Source organism: Parendozoicomonas verongulae (genome assembly GCF_009711465.1).
Taxonomy (GTDB): Bacteria; Pseudomonadota; Gammaproteobacteria; order Pseudomonadales; family Endozoicomonadaceae; genus Sansalvadorimonas; species Sansalvadorimonas verongulae.
In genome coordinates this window covers 1,066-19,156 of the sequence record NZ_SMME01000873.1, presented here as the reverse complement: position 1 = coordinate 19,156, position 18,091 = coordinate 1,066, and the positions used below count along the sequence as shown (strand labels likewise).

General features: G+C 50.1%; 18 protein-coding genes. 6 read left to right on the top strand and 12 right to left on the bottom strand.

The window, feature by feature from the left end; all coding sequences use genetic code 11:
- Window positions 1–47: 47 nt before the first annotated feature.
- The 4 genes from E1189_RS21385 to E1189_RS21370 all read right to left on the bottom strand — a co-directional run bounded on the left by E1189_RS21385 (window position 48) and on the right by E1189_RS21370 (window position 3,228).
- Window positions 48–698, bottom strand: coding sequence for a cytochrome b/b6 domain-containing protein (locus E1189_RS21385; RefSeq protein WP_155163206.1), 651 nt, complete (start codon window positions 696–698; stop codon window positions 48–50).
- Window positions 699–786: 88 nt separating this feature from the next.
- Entirely contained in the window at window positions 787–1,779 is a 993-nt protein-coding gene (locus tag E1189_RS21380) for a nucleoid-associated protein (protein WP_155163205.1), read from the bottom strand.
- Between the two features lie 55 nt (window positions 1,780–1,834).
- The gene (locus tag E1189_RS21375; protein WP_155163204.1) at window positions 1,835–2,386 is read right to left on the bottom strand and encodes a TetR/AcrR family transcriptional regulator; all 552 of its coding nucleotides are present in this window, start codon (window positions 2,384–2,386) and stop codon (window positions 1,835–1,837) included.
- A gap of 77 nt (window positions 2,387–2,463) precedes the next feature.
- A complete protein-coding gene (locus tag E1189_RS21370; protein WP_155163203.1) occupies window positions 2,464–3,228 on the bottom strand; it encodes an enoyl-CoA hydratase in 765 nt (254 codons plus the stop codon).
- A gap of 85 nt (window positions 3,229–3,313) precedes the next feature.
- Between E1189_RS21370 and E1189_RS21365 the strand changes: the two genes are divergently transcribed.
- Entirely contained in the window at window positions 3,314–4,774 is a 1,461-nt protein-coding gene (locus E1189_RS21365) for a PhoPQ-activated protein PqaA family protein (protein ID WP_196221554.1), read from the top strand.
- Here the strand turns inward: E1189_RS21365 and E1189_RS21360 are convergent.
- The 3 genes from E1189_RS21360 to E1189_RS21350 all read right to left on the bottom strand — a co-directional run bounded on the left by E1189_RS21360 (window position 4,766) and on the right by E1189_RS21350 (window position 8,228).
- Complete coding sequence (locus E1189_RS21360; RefSeq protein WP_155163201.1) at window positions 4,766–5,692, bottom strand: 2Fe-2S iron-sulfur cluster-binding protein; 927 nt, start codon at window positions 5,690–5,692, stop codon at window positions 4,766–4,768. The two genes, E1189_RS21365 and E1189_RS21360, sit on opposite strands and share 9 nt — an antisense overlap.
- A 72-nt stretch (window positions 5,693–5,764) precedes the next feature.
- Window positions 5,765–6,802 carry a glycine betaine ABC transporter substrate-binding protein gene (locus tag E1189_RS21355; protein WP_155163200.1) on the bottom strand — a complete coding sequence of 346 codons (1,038 nt, stop codon included), beginning with the start codon at window positions 6,800–6,802 and terminating at the stop codon, window positions 5,765–5,767.
- 64 nt (window positions 6,803–6,866) lie between these two features.
- The gene (locus E1189_RS21350; RefSeq protein WP_155163199.1) at window positions 6,867–8,228 is read right to left on the bottom strand and encodes a substrate-binding domain-containing protein; all 1,362 of its coding nucleotides are present in this window, start codon (window positions 8,226–8,228) and stop codon (window positions 6,867–6,869) included.
- 238 nt (window positions 8,229–8,466) lie between these two features.
- Here E1189_RS21350 and E1189_RS21345 point away from each other — a divergent pair, with 238 nt between their 5' ends.
- Complete coding sequence (locus E1189_RS21345; protein WP_155163198.1) at window positions 8,467–9,993, top strand: fumarate hydratase; 1,527 nt, start codon at window positions 8,467–8,469, stop codon at window positions 9,991–9,993.
- A gap of 45 nt (window positions 9,994–10,038) precedes the next feature.
- On the opposite strand, the gene E1189_RS21340 is transcribed toward E1189_RS21345, so the two are convergent.
- Window positions 10,039–10,887 carry a lysophospholipid acyltransferase family protein gene (locus E1189_RS21340; protein ID WP_155163197.1) on the bottom strand — a complete coding sequence of 283 codons (849 nt, stop codon included), beginning with the start codon at window positions 10,885–10,887 and terminating at the stop codon, window positions 10,039–10,041.
- Between the two features lie 12 nt (window positions 10,888–10,899).
- Window positions 10,900–11,664, bottom strand: a complete 765-nt coding sequence (locus E1189_RS21335; protein WP_155163196.1) for a GNAT family N-acetyltransferase — start codon at window positions 11,662–11,664, stop codon at window positions 10,900–10,902.
- 516 nt (window positions 11,665–12,180) lie between these two features.
- Here E1189_RS21335 and E1189_RS21330 point away from each other — a divergent pair.
- Complete coding sequence (locus tag E1189_RS21330) at window positions 12,181–13,149, top strand: hypothetical protein (RefSeq protein ID WP_155163195.1); 969 nt, start codon at window positions 12,181–12,183, stop codon at window positions 13,147–13,149.
- 97 nt (window positions 13,150–13,246) lie between these two features.
- Window positions 13,247–13,876 (top strand): hypothetical protein, encoded by a 630-nt coding sequence (locus tag E1189_RS21325; RefSeq protein WP_155163194.1) that lies wholly within the window; start codon window positions 13,247–13,249, stop codon window positions 13,874–13,876.
- A 5-nt stretch (window positions 13,877–13,881) separates the two neighbouring features.
- Here E1189_RS21325 and E1189_RS21320 read toward each other — a convergent pair whose 3' ends face one another.
- The gene (locus E1189_RS21320) at window positions 13,882–14,724 is read right to left on the bottom strand and encodes a 23S rRNA (adenine(2030)-N(6))-methyltransferase RlmJ (RefSeq protein WP_155163193.1); all 843 of its coding nucleotides are present in this window, start codon (window positions 14,722–14,724) and stop codon (window positions 13,882–13,884) included.
- A gap of 203 nt (window positions 14,725–14,927) precedes the next feature.
- The gene (locus E1189_RS21315; RefSeq protein WP_155163192.1) at window positions 14,928–15,488 is read right to left on the bottom strand and encodes a chalcone isomerase family protein; all 561 of its coding nucleotides are present in this window, start codon (window positions 15,486–15,488) and stop codon (window positions 14,928–14,930) included.
- Window positions 15,489–15,705: 217 nt separating this feature from the next.
- Here E1189_RS21315 and E1189_RS21310 point away from each other — a divergent pair, with 217 nt between their 5' ends.
- Entirely contained in the window at window positions 15,706–16,686 is a 981-nt protein-coding gene (locus E1189_RS21310) for a dienelactone hydrolase family protein (RefSeq protein ID WP_155163191.1), read from the top strand.
- 262 nt (window positions 16,687–16,948) lie between these two features.
- Window positions 16,949–17,461 carry a hypothetical protein gene (locus E1189_RS21305; protein ID WP_155163190.1) on the top strand — a complete coding sequence of 171 codons (513 nt, stop codon included), beginning with the start codon at window positions 16,949–16,951 and terminating at the stop codon, window positions 17,459–17,461.
- A 23-nt stretch (window positions 17,462–17,484) separates the two neighbouring features.
- On the opposite strand, the gene E1189_RS24050 is transcribed toward E1189_RS21305, so the two are convergent.
- On the bottom strand, window positions 17,485–18,091 hold a 607-nt coding region (locus tag E1189_RS24050; RefSeq protein ID WP_230460582.1), incomplete at its 5' end, for a hypothetical protein.

Here is an 18,091-nt window from a genome sequence, read left to right as displayed (position 1 = left end):
GACAGGAGGTATCGGCATTGAAGTTTTATCCTGAACCAGTCTTGGCTCTAAGCCAGGTCAGCCAGCCAGGTGAGCAGCATGGTAGCGAACAAGACGATCACGGTGAACAGTTCCCAGGAGCCGACCTCTGGCTGTGAGTATCGTGTATGCACTTTTCTGCGGCCAGTGATCATGCCGGGAAGAATGTCTTCTTTGTAAATTAATGTGTGGAAGAGTACGGCCGCTACGTGCAGGCCGACAATGCCCAGAAGAATGTCGAAGCTGTCGGAGTGCAGGCTGGTCAGCTCATCGCTGAGGCTACCACTGATAAATTGCGCGAGTGGTCCTTCCGTTAATATGCTGTCGTTGGAGAACAGCCCGGTGCCTACCTGAAAGAACAAGCCCGCAAGAATCAAGACAACGCCCCAGCTGCCCAGTGGGTTATGTCCGGGGTAATCAGTTTTCATACCCTGGCGCAGGTAGTTGATAGCAACTTTCGGGGAAAGCTGCAGCGCCTTGAAGCGGCTAAAGCGTCCACCCACAAAGCCCCAGCACACCCGGAACAGCAACAGCCCCGCTACGGTGTAACCCAACAGAACATGAATATCCATTATTCCCTCTTCACCGGTGTACCAGAGCCCGCCAAAGCAGGCGACCAGCAGCCAGTGAAAAAGACGGGTGGGAAGATCCCATACACGAATTGGACGATGTGTGCTCATGTTTTGCTCCCGTTTTTATTAGCGTTGGAGGATAGGGATTGCTGAGTATGATAACAAGATCTCAACAGACCCTGCATCAGGCAGGCTGTCAGACTTCTTCCAGCTGTTTTTTCAGACTGTCGGGAATGCCGATAATCGTGATGGTATCCCGGTCAGAATCATAATGTACCCGGCTACCAAGAACATCTGAGTCAAAGGCAATATTAATACCCTTGTCCCGGCCTGCGAAGCGTACCAGTTTTTTAAGCTGGCTGCGGCTGGGTTGAATGTCTGGGTTTACGTCGTAGTCCCGGGTATTTACGAAACGTTCGAAACCTTCTGGTGCGTCTTCGTTCAAGTGAGCAGAGAGTTCACCCATGGAGACGGTTTTGTACTCCTGCAGCTGGCCATCGCAGTACTCGAATACTTTTTTCTTAACATCGCTGCGTTCAGTGTCGGATTCGATGGTTTTGCAATAATCCGATACGGCGCTCATCAGCTTCTTTGTATCGTTCTTGGTATCGCCGGTTTCTTCACAGCCTACGAAAGTCGTCAGGCAGTCACTCAGACGACGGCCTGCTTTCGGCTTGATCCAGGAGATATAACGGGAGCTGTTTTCGTTGTTCTGCCACTCGCTCAAGTTGATGCGGGCCGCAAGGCTCAGGCGGGCCAGATCAAGATGAGTGGTGTCTGACAGTTCCAGCTGCTCGGTAATCGTTGTGCTGGTAGCGGGAGGCAGTGTGGCCACCATCAGGTATTTGGTAAGGCCGCTCACGTAGTGCGCCACCAGAATAAAACCACCGGGGAACATGCCAGCTTCATCCAGTTTGTCTTTCAAACCTTCCGCAATGGTGAGGCTGAAGTCGGTGAACGCCATGCGCTCTTCAAGATAGTCTTCCAGCTGGGTACGGAATACAGTGGCTTCACCGCCGAAAGCACCATGGCCCTTGTCGCCTTTTTTGTTGTAAGACGCAATCAGGTCTTCCAGAAAGCTTTCACAGATATTATTGCTGGCAAGAGGGGTGGCCCGGGTGCGCAGTTCGGAGCTTTCGGCATCCGGGCGGCGTTCGATCCGGTGAACGATCAGATTGGTAATACTCATAACGGAAACAAACTCATTATTTGCTTTGGCGAGCAATTATACTCATCTGAGCCTGTTAAGCAGGGAGTAATTCAAAGATTTTACGAACGTGTGCGTCCAGTGTCTTACGATTGCCCAGCAAGTTACCTGAGAGTTGCAGGGCAAGATAGCTTCCCAGTAGCGTTCGCCCACATTCCACAGGTCGGCCAGCTGTTATCAACGTGCTGGCAAAACCGGATTCAAGACGATCCATTGCCTTTTGCAGAATAGGCTGAAGGCTTTCCCTGTGACCCTCAACCATTGCCATCACAAACAGACAGCCGCAACGGTACTCATTAATATCATTCCTGCGATAACTGGTGGTGAAAAACAGACGCAGGCTTTCCATGGGCGGATGGTGATTTAAATGGTGGGCAAGGCGGGAGAGAAGATGATTCTCAATGTAGTGATTGAGCACATCACAGAATAGCGCTTCCTTGCTGTGGAAGTGATGGTAAAGGCTGCCAGGATGCAGGCCAGTGGCCTCCTCCAGGTGGCGTAAGGATGTACCTTCAAAGCCGTTGCGCCAGAAAGTGTCCATGGCTCGTTCGAGAATATCTTCCCGTGCAAAGCTGGCTGATCGCGTCATGGCAGAACCTTCCTTGATTCTTATATGACATTAGAAATATCAGCTGAGGTTTTGTGCGTCCAGTACTGAGTGCTTAATTACTCAAATTGGCTGAAGTCCGGTTGGCGTTTTTCAAGGAAGGCTGCAAAGGCTTCTCTGGCTTCACCGGAATTGAGCCGTTCTGCGAACCAGGTCATTTCCAGCTTTATCTGTTTAATCACTTGCTTCCGGGTTTCTGAATGCATCAGCTTTTTGCCAAGACGTACGGAAGCCGGGGGCAGGGCAGCAATCTGCCTGGCTTTCTCCAGTGCCAGCTCCAGATACTTCTCACTTACCTCATTGACCAGCCCGAGAGCTTGCGCCTGCTCTGCGTTCACCACGTCCCCCAAAATCAGCATTTCAAAGGCTTTTTGATGGCCAATCAACTTTGGCAATACAAGGCTGGAGGCAAATTCCGGGCATAAGCCAAGGCGGGTAAACGGTGTCTGGAGTTTGGTGTTGGGCCCTGCGTACACAAGATCGCTGTGAAGAAGCAGGGTGGTGCCAATACCCACTGCAACGCCATTCAGGGCAGTGATGACAGGTTTGGGGCACTCCAGCAGAGCCAGCATAAACCGAAGAACAGGTGCATCATCACCAATGGGTGGTGTGTCCAGAAAGTCTCCCAGATCATTACCTGCTGTGAAGCAGTCCTGCGTTCCTGTGAGAACAATCGCCCTGATGGGACTCTCCCGGGTAGCCTGCTCAACCTCCTCAGCCAGTGCGGAGTACATAGCGTGGCTGAGGGCATTTTTGCGCTCGGGACGATTGATAGACAGCACAAGAGTGGAACCTCTGCGCTCGCTGATGATCTGATCAGTCATGGTATGCCTCTAATTCTTATTTGAGCGGCGCCAGTATCGCACCCTATGGGCTAAACTTCCCGCTAAAATGCAGGTATGGACAAGAATGAAAATAATTTGGGCGTCGTTCAATCCCTTCACACTTCCAAGGCTTTTATCCATTTTGTTACTGGCATGGTGCACCGTGGCGGGAGCTGTTTCTGTGGATAACCGTTCTGTTGCAGGCACCGGTGCGTTGGTTGAGTTTATCCAGAAACCGGACGACAGCTTTCAGTGGGAAATTGTGCATGCTCGTGAGGAAAGAGGGCTGCAGGTCTTTGAGTTGTCTATGACTTCCCAGCACTGGAGCCCGAAGATTCTCGAAAGCAATCATCCGCTCTGGCAGCATCGGCTTGCTCTCTATGTGCCCAGGGGAGGGCAAGATATATCCGCTATTTTGCATGTTAACGGCGGAACCCGTTACGCGCGGGACAACAGTCCAGGGCCAGAAGTTACGGACGAGCTGGATTTTGCAAAGCTGGCTCGTGCAACAGGCAGTGTGGTCGTCAATCTGCGGGATGTTCCTCAGCAGTTTCTTTCTCTTAATGGTGAACTTCCCCGTAAAGAAGATGATTTGATCGCCAGAACATGGGTTGCTGCTTTGGATTATCCAGAGTGTCCTGACTGTCCGTTACAGTTCCCTATGGTCAAAGCCGTTGTCAGAGCTATGGATGCGGTACAACAGCTTTTAGCATCGCGGAACCTTACAGGAGCAGAACGGTTCGTTATCACTGGTGCTTCCAAAAGAGGCTGGGCTGCATGGTTGACGGCAGCTGTGGATAAACGCGTACAGGCAATTGTGCCCATAGTGATTGATGTGCTGAATGTGCAGGATAGCCTTGATCACTCTTTTGATGTTAATGGTGGATGGATTCTTCCTCTTCACTCTTATCTTGCTCAGGGGCAAAGTGTTTTACCGAGGCTCCATACGCCTGCAATGGGGCTGTTGATGAGTAAGGTTGATCCGTGGTCTTACAGGCAGAATCTGACGCTGCCCAAGTTCATTATCACAGCCGCGGGGGACGATTTCTTTGCGCCGGATGGGAGCCGGACCTACTGGTCGGGACTGCAGGGACACAAATGGATGCGAACCTTTCCAAACTCTCGCCACTATATAACCCGTGAAACGAAACAGAGAGAGGCTCTGACTGGCGCTATTGCTCGCTTTGTCGGTTATCTGACGAAAGGGGAAACACCTCCAGAGCTTCTTAAACAAAAGTTGGAGAAATCTGCGGGAAAGGGGCTGATGCTGTCAGTGACTCTCAGCCAAAAGCCAGACAGTGTTCAGCTGTGGCAGGTGACCAACCCTGATCGCAGGGACTTTCGCATGACGACTTTGGCTCCTATGGGCTTAGAGTATGTAGCCACGCCAGTAGAACCCGCTGCCAATATGCAGGTGAACATTGAACCTCCCGCAAAAGGCTGGAAAGCCTGGTTTTTAGCCTTTACCTATAAGAAAGACGGAGAGCCGGACTTTGTAATCAATACACCGGTGGATGTGGTATCTGGTGCTGATCTCTCAAGGTGAGAGTGAATGGCCAGTGTGGTAAGCCAGTGGAAGAATATTATGAGCAGCAATATTCTGCTCTCCCAGCCAGGATGTCAGCCTGAACACAGGCTTGGCCTTTCCGAGAAGAATCCAGCGTGCATCGCGGTAGAGGGATGATGAGAGATATGTCTCGGCAGTTGCTTCAAGTTCGCTGTCCTTCACTTGCAGAACAGACTTTTCTGAAAGTGTGTGTTTGTGCCCTTCTATATCCCCTGTCAAGAGAACCTGTGCTGCAGACCTGTGATGATGCCACTCGGCATCTTCCGCAATAGCCAGAGCTGCACTGATGCCGGAACCCGCGCCGAAAATAATAAGCGGTTGTTGATTTTCTGGTTGATAGCAACATTCACCCCCAATATTGCTGATCCAGATTATCTGTCCTGTTTTTGCTTCATCAAAAAGCCAGGAAGAGAACCTGCCTCCCACTTTTCTGGATACAAAAATGCGCAAGTCAGCTTCTTTCCATGGCCGGGAGATGAGTGTGAAGCGCGTTCCCTGCTCATGCTTATTGAGAGAAAGAGATAAAAACTGGCCGGGCCGATAATTCACCGGCAGTCGTGGTGAAAAGGTTAATTCCAGTAATGTGGGTGTGACTGTGCGAGTACCTGTAATAATGGCCTGCATAGGCTGAAGGGCGCGGCGCAGAGTTTGTAGTTTCAGTGTGGATTTGGGAATACACTGGCAGGCCAGTAATAAACCATCGGAACGCTGTTCTTCATTTAAGCCGCGTTGAGATTCGGGAGGAATATCACCATCAGTGGCTTGTAAGAGACAGGAATGGCAAAGCCCAGCCCGGCAGGACCAGGGCACCTGCACATTGTGCTTCAAGAGTGTATCAAGGGCTGTATCGCCGGAATCACAGTTAAGAACATGTTCACCAAAGTGGATCTCGGCCATGGCTTAATTAACCTTTTTCTCGACCTCAATGAGCCACAGTGTATTCAGCATGAGTGTATACGTAAATGAAAATCAAAATTCATCCAGGGCTTTGCGAACGGATCTCACCGTTTTTCCATCGACCCATCTCACCCAGATGGATTGGTAGTTTCTCAGGAAGTGTTCCATGGCTGCCAATCCGTCGGCCTGATTATCATCCATCCAGGCCAGTATTTCGTTCATCTGATCGTTAGTCCAGCCACGGCGGGATAAGTACTGGAAAGCTTTTGGGGCCCGTTCTGCAAACTCACTGGCCACAATGGTTTGCACCATGGGGGCAGGAAACATTGTTACTTTGGGATTTGGGCAATCTGCACGCAGGGAGCAGTTTTTGAATTCCTGTTCATCGACCCCAACACCAAAATCCACCTTCACCATTTTATAGCGCCCCATAATAGCGGTGGGGGACCAGTAATAACCAAACCATGGCGCTTTACTGTCGTATGCCTCTTGCAGAGATGCGTCCAGGTCTGCTCCTGTGGGGGGCGTTGTAAATTCAAAGTTGGCCTTATCGAGTTCCAGTGCCTTAAAGATGTTTCTGGACGAGGTATGGCAGATCCAGCCTTTTGGGCAACCATAAAACGGGAATGGTTTCTCGCTGGTGGAAGGGAACAGGTGAGCATTTTTCTTGATACCGGCGATGGTTGCTAACTCAGGTGTTGATTCCACCATATAAGCAGGTACCCAGAACGCTTCAATAGCGCCATCGATGAAAGGTGAACGGCCATAACGGATTTTTTGTTCTTGCACCGCCTCGGCCAGTTCTTCCCTTACCGCATTGCCCCAAAACTCGGGAACAACTTCAGGCTTGCTCTCCGACAGCAAAGAGGCTCCGGTGATTTTTGTATTGCCAAGTACCAGAGTGGCCTCGCAGCCAAAACCGTGCTCAAGAATAAATTGATCTACGTGGGCTACAAAACTGGCTGAGTTCCAGTTCATATCGGCGACTTCAAGAGAGCCGCAGCTGCCATCGTCCCGGGAAGAGGGCTGATGTTTATGGTCAGCGTAAAGGGATGCACTGATAAATAAGGAGAATAAAGTTGCAAGGGTGAATGTCGTAAAACGTTTCATAAAGCTTCCATGCTCCCAGTATGAACAACAAAATTCTGTATTTAATGAGTGATCACAGTATAGGTTACTCAACAATCAGCCAGGGTTTGAACCAAACTTCGACCCGGATGTTCTGGGTGTTGTCCTTAGCTCTACGTCCTGTTGATAAAAGCCGTTCATCTCCCAGCCCCCGCACTATGATGCGGCTTTTGCGCACCCCCGTATTTATCAGAGCTGTACTTACCTTAGCTGCAGCCTGTGCAGAAAACTGGCGATCATTTTTTCCTTCTGATAATCCATAGAACCCCAGCAACAGGAGAGTGCCATCATTCTCCCCCATAAACCTGGCAAGGCGCTTAATGCTCTGTTGACCAAGGCTATCTATCACTTTGCCTTCCTTAGAGAATCGGATGTTCACACTCAGCCGTTCGTATCCCCTTGTGGCTCTGGAGTAACGGCTTGAGGTGGTGTGGCTAACAGCCTTGAGCTTTTTAACGGTCAGGGGGATAAAGCCGGATCGGGCAACAATAGCTTGTGCGGCCTCTGTTTTAACATACTTCAGAAAAGCACGGGCATCAGGGTTAGTTATCTTGGCAGGCATATAGAAATACAGCCTGCGAGCCAGAGGGTAATCCTCGGTAGAAATGTTGGCAGGTGTCGGGGAGATGCCTGCCCCGCCTGCCATAGATACGGTCAGAGCCTTGTTGTTGCCAATGGTGCTGAAGCTGGTAAAGCCAATGGCATTTTTATCGGCAGCCACCCCATCCGATAACTCTTCATTGGATACAAAGGCAGTATGGCGGTTGTAGATTTTTACTCCCTTCCCCAAAACCAGACTATCGAATGTATCCCGGGTTCCAGAGGCTTTGTCCCTGGCAAGCAGGCGGATAGAGCCTTTTCCCTCGCCAACCCGTGACCAGTTTCCAATCTGCCCCTGGAAGATTCTGGCGATGCTGTTAATGGATAGCGCTTCTACAGGGTTGAGGGAGTTCACGATGATGGCGACAGCATCGAGGGCCACCACGGTTTCTGCATCATGGGCTTTCATATTGCCGAAGCGTGCCAGCTGTTTGATTTCCTTTTCTTTCACCTGGCGAGAGGATGCGACAATATCCGCTTCACCGCGATTCATGGCTTTAAATCCGGTACTGGAACCTTTAGAGGCAATTCTCACGGCCAGCGACTTGCCATCACTGACACATTGCAGGGCAATATCTTCTTCACCTTCAAGGAACCGAGTATCAATTCTTTCGCAGCCACGGGTTTTGAGAAAGGTTTTGACGAGTTCAGGCCCTAACCTGGCACCAATGGTATTGGAACCATGAATTTGAAACAGGAACGAAGGAGTAGCGGAGGAGGGTTTTGATGGCGAATCAGCAGCCAGAATGTCTGTAAACATCCATGAACTGATCAATAAAAGTGCCAAGCCAAAACTCTGATGTTTCATAAGAGCTTCCGTGCATTTCAAGCCTAACCGGATAAATATAGACGATTCTTTGATTTAGGGATGCCTTTTGGCTTTACAAGGCGCAGACACAAGCATTACCGGTGATATAATGCCCCCGTAGGAATGCCGTTCAGGAATAGCACTCACTTTAAATATGAACAATGTGTCTTATTCCTTCCACCGCATGTCATAACCGAAAAAATATTGCAAAGCACTGCCTGACAATGGGGTTGTTTGTATGACAGTTATCCGTGAAAAAGATGTGGTACAGAGTGTTGCCGATGCCCTGCAATTCATCTCCTATTATCATCCCGTGGATTTTATCCAGGGCATTCATGAAGCCTGGGAGCGGGAAGAATCCCCCGCAGCCAAAGATGCGATGGCGCAGATTCTAATTAATTCCCGTATGTGCGCGATGGGTAAACGGCCGCTTTGTCAGGATACGGGTATCGTTACCATTTTTGTAAAAGTGGGCATGAATGTTCGCTTTGAAACAGAAAAAGGTCTGGAAGATCTGATTAACGAAGGTGTTCGCCAAGCCTACACCCACCCAGATAACGTTTTGCGTGCTTCCATTCTGGCAGACCCGGCTGGTAAGCGTCAGAACACCCGGGACAACACTCCGGCTGTTATCCACGTTCAACTGGTACCCGGCGATACTGTGAGCTTTCAGGTTGCTGCCAAAGGTGGTGGCTCCGAGAACAAAGCCAAAATGGCGATGCTGAACCCATCAGACAGCATTGTGGACTGGGTTCTTAAAACCGTTCCAACTATGGGAGCCGGCTGGTGTCCTCCTGGTATGCTCGGCATTGGTATTGGTGGTACCGCAGAAAAAGCCGTTCTGATGGCGAAAGAATCCCTGATGGATCCTGTTGATATCCATGAACTGCAGGAGCGTGGCCCACAGGACCGTGCTGAAGAGTTGCGCCTTGAGCTGTTTGAAGCAGTTAACAAGCTGGGCATTGGTGCACAGGGGCTGGGCGGTTTAACCACCGTTCTGGATGTAAAGATCAAGGATTATCCAACCCACGCAGCGTCTCTGCCAGTGGCCCTGATTCCAAACTGTGCAGCCACCCGTCACGCACACTTTGAGCTGGATGGTTCTGGCGCAGCAGAACTGACGCCTCCAGGCCTTGATGATTATCCTGACATCAGTTGGGAAGTTGGTGAGAACGTACATCGCGTGAATTTGAATACCGTGACCAAGGAAGAGATGCAGGACTGGAAGCCCGGCGATACTGTTTTACTGAGTGGTAAGATGCTCACTGGCCGGGATGCGGCCCATAAGAAGATGGCCGATATGCTGGCCAAAGGCGAAGAGCTGCCGGTTGATCTGAAGAATCGTTTTATCTACTACGTAGGCCCTGTCGATCCTGTTCGTGATGAAGTGGTTGGTCCGGCAGGCCCAACAACCTCTACCCGCATGGACAAGTTCACCCGTACCATGCTGGAGGAAACTGGCTTGATTGGCATGATCGGTAAAGCTGAGCGAGGCCCTGTGGCAATTGACGCGATCAAGGACAACAAAGCGATTTACCTGATGGCTGTTGGTGGTTCGGCTTATCTTGTGGCCCAGGCTGTTAAGAAAGCCGAAGTGGTAGCCTTCCCTGAATTGGGAATGGAAGCCATTTATGAGTTTGATGTGGAAGATATGCCGGTAACCGTGGCTGTGGATACTCGCGGCAGTTCTGTTCATGAAACCGGCCCTGCTGAGTGGAAGGCAAAGATCGCTGAGTTTGACCCTGTCACGCTTATTGAAAGCTAATACCCTCTGCTTTACCCCTCCCCTGACAGGGGAGGGCTCCTGTTGTTATGGGGCAACTGTTGTGTTGCTATCTACATAACGGATAACTGTTCGTCCCTCGCTGTTCTGAGTGGCGGCTGGTGATAGTGGGAAAATCCCCTCTAAGCCTTGTCGGATGGTTGCCTCAGTTTGGGTTGCCAGCTCTTTGGCTGTCATATCACAGGCTTTCACCGGTGGGTGATAGTGCAGGTGCACATGAATCTGCTTTTCCCCCAGAATTCGCCAGATATGGGGTACCAGGCTGTCATCACCAATAAATGGTGCAATCGTGTGAGGGCGGCCAGAGTCACAATAAGCCAGAGTGATGGGCTGAATGACCACCTGACTGCTGATAGCGCTTTCAAATAAACGGCTATGGAATGGCAAAGTCTGAGTGCCATCGGAAGTCGTCCCTTCCGGAAAAAAAAGAATACTGTTGCCCTGACTCAGATGATTCGACAGCTGTCGGGTAATGCTGCGGCTATCCCCTGAGCCCCGACGAATAAACAGCGTGCCCGCTACTGCTGTCAACCAGCCAATCACTGGCCACTTGCGAATCTCCGACTTGGCGAGAAAGTGAAATGGTACATTGGTGGCCAGAATAGGAATATCCATCCAGCTGATATGGTTGCAGGCCATTAACACCGGGCCCGTCCAGGGGCCACCTTTGCGGTGCAATTTGAGGCCTAGAATCTTGCATAGTACACCCAGCCACCACTGTTTGAGAGCCAACCGGATTTCGTCGGTTCTGATTGAAGTCGGGCGGGTTTTATCTGCCCAGATCAACAACTGTATCCAGCATGCCAGCGCAATGCCCAGGGTAATCAAAAGAATGATTGCGATTGTGCGAAATATCCTGCGTAAGAAAGTACTCATCAGACCTCCGGTTCAGGCTTTCCAGTTTTCCAGATGAAAACGACGGGCATAGCGGGGGCAAAGATTGTGCATATCCAGCAGGATAAATACATCGGCACAGCCAAACTCCTGATCCCAGCTTGGTTCTCCGCACACGCGGGCACCGAGACGCAGGTAGGTTTTCAACAGAGCCGGTGGGCGGGCAACGACATTCTCTGCCAGTGAAATTTGGGGAACCTGCACCTTTGGGCGTGCCTGAATGCGAGAGTTGTCCAGATATTTTTCGCGGATGTCCTTCATGATGGCTTCTGTCTGAATACCGCCATCATCCATGCTGATGCTGGCACAGCCAATCAGGAATCGGTATTTGTTGTCAGCCAGAAAACGAGCGAGAGTCTGCCAGAGAGTAAATATGGCAGCGCCATCCCGGTATTGCTCATTAATGCAGGTTCTTCCCAGCTCCAGCACCTTACCGGGAAGCTCAGTAATGCCGGGCAGGTAGAATTCGTTTTGACTGTAGAAATGTCCGATCAGGCTGGCATTCTCATCACCCAGCAGGCGAGTCGTGGCCACGGTTTCTCCGGTACGGATATCCCGGACGATCAGGTGTTGGCAGTGGTTGTCGAACGGATCTGTATCCAGACTGTGTTCGCACTGGCTGTCAAAGTTTCCGTTGAATGTACTGGAAAAGACCTCGAAGCGCAGACGGAAGATATCTTCCATGTCCTGCGCGCTGGTCGCGAAGCCGGCCATCAGGCCAGATTCCGACTGGGCCACAGAACGCTTTGCTGATTCCATACGGGTTACCTGAGTTTTAGGGTTTCAGGGACAGGCTATGAATCTGCTATGACGGTGGTATGACGAAGATATTACGAATCTATGACCTTACCTGAGGTCGTTCGGGATGGAAGGCGGGCTGAAGAATGTCAAATACCATTGTGGACTCCTGGCAAGAGAACGTTTGAACAAGCTTTCTATGATAGCTGCCGGGCTGACCGGGTTGCCTGAGCATTTTTCGGCGGTTTCCAGTGAGCCATACGCAGCCTGCTTTCCTCATATATAGATAATTCTTCCGTTCTTGCACCCTGTATTACCGAATCAGATGGCGAAGACTTCCGGCCCTGATGCCGAAATAAAAGCCTCTCTGTCATAAATATTCAGCGGACTTGTCTGGCAGGCTTAAATTCTCCCGACTAGTCTTGCCCCTCGCTTTGTAGTTTCTCACTGCACGAGGGCTGTTGAATGAGGGCACTGGCCTGCCTTTTCTTTTTTGCACGAGCAGGGTTGCTCTACGGGCTGTGGCTGGGGGTGTCTTTGTCTTATGCAGAGCCTGCTCGTTTTGATCTGCCGTGTACAATTCCCAGCGGACTGTACAGCATCCACCACCTGGGTGCGGGGCATGACACGCTTCATCTGGCTATCACGACTCAAGGTGATGTGCGTGGTGCTTATCGTGTGTTGGAGAGTTCAAGCGGCGCACATTACCCTGCCATTTATGAAGTGTGGCTGGATAATCGTTCTGCACGCATCAGCTGCCATGGTGACTCACTTGAAATCTCTTCCGGGGCTTTGGGGCGATCTGTAAGCCTTGCTCTGGTATGGAATCGGGAGCTCTCTAAGCTGTATGCCACTGGCACCTACACAGGAAGGTTAGAGTTTAAGAAAGCACTATTTCGTGGTGTCCATATAGGCGCCACACTTCTGACCTTGGGATACAGCGCACTGTATGTGATGGCGTCATGGGATGATTTTGCCTACCGATACCGCAATCGCGTAGGGCTATATCTGTTGAATGAGGCACTTTTCCGTCTGACTATCCCCGCACTTGCGGGTGGAGTTGGTATGGCGACATTGCCGTTTATGAAATTTAGTTCGTCTTACTCTTTGTATGGCTTTGGAGTGAAAGATGTTGCCGCCAGTAAAAAGCGTGTTTGTGAAATTCCTCCAGGTTACTACCATGGAAGCTTAAATATTCCTGACAAAGGGATTGTTGAGGTGACTATCCCAGTTGGTGTTGATCGTTATAAAGACCCGCCCAAAGTTGTTGTGACGGCGGATAGCTTCGTAGAAACCTATACCCTCGCCCCTTCTGTTTATTCTTGCCAGGGGAATGAGTTGATAGTGGAGTGGGATAGTTCATTACCGGATTCCAAAGGGTATATAGCGACATATTATCAAGAGGGGAAAGGTTTAACTGGCATAGGTTACTTCTCCGGTAGTGTGTGGTTAAGTCGTCTTCATGGGGTTATGTTACCCATGATAAATCTTCTAAAAGACAGCTGATTATTGGCATTTCTTTTTGAATAATTCCAAGTTTTTCAGGCTGCTATAGTGTTACTCGTTCGCTTGCATCATTGAGAACTTTTGCCGAGGGGCATAAATGACACCGGTTCAGAAATATCTTGTGTGGCTGGCTCTATTTTCTGCTGCTTCTATCGCCTGCCAATATGGTGCACAGGTGCCTTTTTCGCTGGGTACGTGGTTTGGAATTGATATCTGGGTTCCATTCTCCGCTTTAACAGTTATCCCCTTACTTGATGTCTCCCGGTCATTTGTACAGCACTATGCTGAGCAAGCGAGGGTTGAATTCCGTAAATCTCTCTGGCATATGCTGTTGATTCCGACAAGTATTGCTTTTGTTTGCTCATTGATAGCCGGGCTTCCCTTTACCATCTTCCTTGGGGCGCTGGTGGCTGTGAATGTTGGGGGATATATAGATATTCGAGTATTCCGGTGGGCACGGGTATTGAGTTCCAAACCCCATGTAAGAATGCGTTTTTCGAATGCCGCAGCAACTACGTGTGGAACCTATGCCTTCTTCTTAATCTCTTTCACCGACTGGCCAGACCAGATGGGGCTGTTCACCAATGAGATTGCCAAGCCTTTTGATGTACTGGTGGTGGGTGGATTCGCTCAAATTGTGGTTGTCTGGTGCGCTGGCATTGCCATGGCCCATGTGATGGCTGCGATTCTTGAGAAGCTGGAGGGGGAGCCAGTAACCCCCTCCTAGCCTCTTTAATCCAGACCGTGGGTTTTGATGGTGAAACCTGCGTCTGGGTTCTGTCCCAAAGCATTGATAAGAGCAGGTAGAGAATCCCGTAACTGCTTTTCCAATAACCAGGGCGGATTGATCACAAACATCCCGCTGCCAAACATCCCTTCCGTATTGTTGCCTCGCACCCGCATGGTCACATGCAACCAGCGATCTGCGCCACAGCGTTCCAGTTTATGGGGAAACATGCGGGAGTGCTCGCTGTTGATTTCAGGGTACCACACGGCATAAACGCCTGTTGCAAAACGCTGTAAAGCGCCTTTGAGGGCTTTTATGACAGTGTTGTAGTCATCTTTCACTTCATAGGGCGGGTCAATCAGCACAAGTGCTCGGCGCTCGATAGGGGGTAGCAGTGCTTTCAAACCAGCAAAGCCGTCTCCCTGAGTCACATTCACTCGGCGATCTCTCTGAAAATTACGATCCAGCTCACGGCTATCGGCAGGGTGGAGCTCAAACAGTTGCAGCTTGTCCTGCTCACGGAACAGCTCTGCTGCAACTGCCGGTGAGCCGGGGTAGAGTTTGAGAGTCTTGTTGTCACCGTTAAAGGCTTTGACCACGTCTACGTACTGCTGAACAGGTTCGGGCAGGTTGTCCTGATGCCAGAGCTGGGCGATACCCTCTTCCCATTCGCAGGTTTTCTGAGAGAAGGTGTCACTCAGGGAGTAGCCGCCGGTGGCAGAGTGGGTATCGATATAGCGGACGGGTTTGTCCTTCTTGGTCAGGTGTTGAATCACAAGAGTCTGGACGAGGTGTTTGAGAACATCGGCATGGTTGCCAGCGTGAAAGCCGTGTCGGTAACTGAGCATATTCGAGAAAGGTTCTGCAAATGGAGTGGGCGGGGACTATACATCAATAGCTTGCGGATGCGGAGTCTGGCATTCTTGAAGCCATAGAAATAATGGGCTGACCATGATGCCTGATAGTGGGTGGAGCAACGAACAGTACAGACCCTGGCCTGAGATGTCAGTGAACAGCTGCAGGCTTCTGCAGCTGTTCACCATAAATATGACTATTGACCCAGCATAGCCGCTTTCAGCTTTCTGTCCGCAGGCTTGTCACCCAGCCAGATGCCAAACAGCGCTTTACGGAAGTCATCGCCTTTTACCTCTGCGGCTTTCTTGCCGTTACGGTAGGCAATTACGCCAACACCAGGCTTACCCACTAGAGTGAATACTTCGCCTTTCTTGATTTCAGACTGTGTGAAAACAGCCAGAAACTCATCAATACGTTCCTGCAGGGGCGCAACATTATTGGCCGTTGAAGCCATAAAGCCTTCCTCTACGGTGGAGACCATACGGTCGGAAGTAATCATGCCGGAAATAATATCCAGACGAACCGCAGCCAGCACTTTGCCGTCCAGAATCACTTCAGAGGTTTTGGCTGGGGCTGAAGTGTACAGCGAGCCGACATACAGATTCATGAAAAACTTGGAGCGAACGCCTGCACCGTTCAATTGCAGGCTATGGTCAGCGTCCTTGATACTTGGAGCGAGGGTCACACCAGCCAGCTCTTTGGCCTGTACAGAAAACGTAAAAAACAGAGAACACAGCAGAACAGCCAGTCGTTTCATCGGAGGCTCCGGTATGGAAAATTCATTCGGCGGCAATCTTAGCACTGAAGCTTTCTTTCAATAACGACTCTCAGGCCTGATATACAGTGTTTTTTCAGTCTGGTAACAAAATTTTACGACTTTTGAGTACAGCGGCCCTGCTGATGGTGACTTCTCAGACAGGCTGAGAAAATTCAGCTAGTTTAAGTGACTGAATTTTTAATACAGTCTGTTGGCTATGTCTCCATTGGAATACCTCCAGTACCTGCTGCTTGTTGCTATGAGCTGGGTTACTCCGTCGGGAGATTTGTATGAGGCAGCCTGCCTGGGAACACATTTTTTCTTTCGGGAGTATCACGAAGGTCTTTGTCCTGCTCGAAAAAGCTGGGACGAGGTAGGTGCCGAGCTGGATTACGAATTCTTTTACCCGCCCAGAAATATCTCCGAACCTTACCCGCTGGTTATTTTGGTACACGGTACTTCATCGGCTCATACCCTCACGATGAAAAAGCGTAGAGATTTTTTCCTGCAGCAGGGCTATGCCGTTTTAATCCCGGACAGTTTCACAGAAGCACGGGTGAAAGCCGGTTTACCCCTGTCTTTGCGTAAAGAGAAAATCTATGCTCCGGGAGTCAGTGCGCCAGAGGCATTCACCGGAGCGAGGGTTTCTCAGACTCAGATGCAGCTTTTTCAGCAGCGTGTAACTGAAGGGTATGCGTTTTTACCAGCGGTCAGGGCGGCGGATGTGTTTTTATCTTTAGAGGTCGCCCGGAGCAACTCCATGATCAATCCGGATACAATCTCTATTATTGGCTACTCCCATGGAGCTTCTGCAGTCCTTGAAGCGCTGACTCTGGCGAAACTGGGAATGCCTGTTCCGGGTGTTGGGGATATACCGGATGCAAGCCTGCCAGAGAGCATTCGCTCTATTGTTCTGTATTACCCCAGTTGTCGTCCGGGACATTACTTCTCGTGGTATAAATCCTGGCCACAAGTGCCAACCCTTATGATTCTGGGGAGTGAGGATTCTCAATGTCGTGCTAAGAATTGTCAGCATGTGAATCGGATAATCAATCAGCAGGCAGGATTCTCTTTGATTAAGGAGGTTGTTTATAAGGCACACCACAACTTTGATATGAGTGAATATCCGCTCGACTACCGAAAAAACCTGGAGGAAAAGGCTCTCACAGAAAGCCTTCATTTTCTGAGGAACCATTAATCTGGTAGTGGGCGAACGGTGTGTCTTGAGATTACAATCAGCAATGGTTTAGGGACTTATCTCTTTTGGTGCTGAAATCTTCAGGTACGACATGGATTGCCGCTCTCTTATTTACTCGCTGTGTTTGTTTTTTACCCTCATTGCGGGTTCAAATTCCTATGCCAGTGAGCCTGTTGAGTGGCCATTACAGCATCCAGATAACTGGCAGCAACTTAAATACTCGAGTCTTCCAGCTAATGAGGTTTCTTTTGCTGATGGGCGCATGAGCATTCATGTCAACCAGTCTGCAAGTCCTCTGATTTACCCATTTTCTCAACCTGTAGCATTGCAGGAGATTGCCCTCACTCTCCATATTCAAGGGGAAATTAATCTGTCGGGGCGAAAACAGGGGGAGGAGGGGGCAGATGACTTTCTTTTCCGTCTTGGGGTTGTTTACGAAGGTGATCGCCGTATGGGCCGATTCCAGCGGCTTATGGCCCCTCAGTGGATAAAAACATTATTTGCCCTGGCACCTGAGGGAACAGGAATTGATTATATCTCCTTTTATAACGTGTACTCGGATCACCGATTGGCAGGGCAGGAGAGGGTTCATCCAGCATCGCAGCTGCTAAAAGAGCATTTTGTTGAGCCGCAAACCGATGATGGCCATGTGACAATGAAGGTTTCCCCCGAGTCTGGTAAACGGGTGCTGGGCTTGTGGCTCAGTTCTGATGGCGATGACACGGCTTCAGAATATTCTGTCCAAATAAACAGTTTGGTTTTGAGCCCGGAATAGCCAGTTACTAATGAGGAGAAGGGTTACCTTAAGTATGGGGGGCATGCTTGGGCAGTTATATGAGTCAATAGCTCTCGTTCCTTTAGCCTCCAGGGGTCATCTTTCATAAGTTTATATCGATGGGGATCAAGATCGTTGGCTATAGCAAAGAGGAAGTCTGATGTATGTTTGAACTCTTGCTCCTTTCTCTCTTTGATACCCAAAGTTTGCAGTTTGAATTTCGGCCAGACTGATAAAAGGCGAAAGCAATGAGCCAGTTGACTGAGAGAGGATGCACTTAGGCCTCCACTGTTCTCCACTGCAAGAGCAGCCCAATGAAATGCTTTCCCCAGAAGAATCGAATGTTTGGGCAAAATGTCCTTAACTTCCGTTAATTCCCGGAAGTGACGGATACTCAAACATAAGCAGGCTTCGAACCCTGAAAACAACTGCTTTTCGAGTTGCAGTTCATCAAACTTCTCCCAATCTCCCGTATCAACGAAAATAGCTGCCAGACCCAGTTCGATCTCCTTGTCCTTAGAGCGGGTGTTTACTTGTCCTCCGGCCGCGCGGGTACGCAGTCGGGTATAGATATCCAGGGCTGTTTTCATGTTCTCCGGGCCCTCCATAAGTTGGACATGCCTGCCCAGG

Excerpts from the sequence above, each read along its gene's own strand:
- E1189_RS21345 (WP_155163198.1), top strand. The coding sequence starts at position 8,467 with ATGACAGTTATCCGTGAAAAAGATGTGGTACAGAGTGTTGCCGATGCC.
- E1189_RS21370 (WP_155163203.1), bottom strand. The coding sequence starts at position 3,228 with ATGACTGATCAGATCATCAGCGAGCGCAGAGGTTCCACTCTTGTGCTG.
- E1189_RS21375 (WP_155163204.1), bottom strand. The coding sequence starts at position 2,386 with ATGACGCGATCAGCCAGCTTTGCACGGGAAGATATTCTCGAACGAGCC.
- E1189_RS21380 (WP_155163205.1), bottom strand. The coding sequence starts at position 1,779 with ATGAGTATTACCAATCTGATCGTTCACCGGATCGAACGCCGCCCGGAT.
- E1189_RS21335 (WP_155163196.1), bottom strand. The coding sequence starts at position 11,664 with ATGGAATCAGCAAAGCGTTCTGTGGCCCAGTCGGAATCTGGCCTGATG.
- E1189_RS21360 (WP_155163201.1), bottom strand. The coding sequence starts at position 5,692 with ATGGCCGAGATCCACTTTGGTGAACATGTTCTTAACTGTGATTCCGGC.
- E1189_RS21305 (WP_155163190.1), top strand. The coding sequence starts at position 16,949 with ATGAGCATTCATGTCAACCAGTCTGCAAGTCCTCTGATTTACCCATTT.
- E1189_RS21310 (WP_155163191.1), top strand. The coding sequence starts at position 15,706 with ATGTCTCCATTGGAATACCTCCAGTACCTGCTGCTTGTTGCTATGAGC.
- E1189_RS21365 (WP_196221554.1), top strand. The coding sequence starts at position 3,314 with ATGAAAATAATTTGGGCGTCGTTCAATCCCTTCACACTTCCAAGGCTT.
- E1189_RS21355 (WP_155163200.1), bottom strand. The coding sequence starts at position 6,802 with ATGAAACGTTTTACGACATTCACCCTTGCAACTTTATTCTCCTTATTT.
- E1189_RS21325 (WP_155163194.1), top strand. The coding sequence starts at position 13,247 with ATGACACCGGTTCAGAAATATCTTGTGTGGCTGGCTCTATTTTCTGCT.
- E1189_RS21315 (WP_155163192.1), bottom strand. The coding sequence starts at position 15,488 with ATGAAACGACTGGCTGTTCTGCTGTGTTCTCTGTTTTTTACGTTTTCT.
- E1189_RS21340 (WP_155163197.1), bottom strand. The coding sequence starts at position 10,887 with ATGAGTACTTTCTTACGCAGGATATTTCGCACAATCGCAATCATTCTT.
- E1189_RS21350 (WP_155163199.1), bottom strand. The coding sequence starts at position 8,228 with ATGAAACATCAGAGTTTTGGCTTGGCACTTTTATTGATCAGTTCATGG.
- E1189_RS21320 (WP_155163193.1), bottom strand. The coding sequence starts at position 14,724 with ATGCTCAGTTACCGACACGGCTTTCACGCTGGCAACCATGCCGATGTT.
- E1189_RS21385 (WP_155163206.1), bottom strand. The coding sequence starts at position 698 with ATGAGCACACATCGTCCAATTCGTGTATGGGATCTTCCCACCCGTCTT.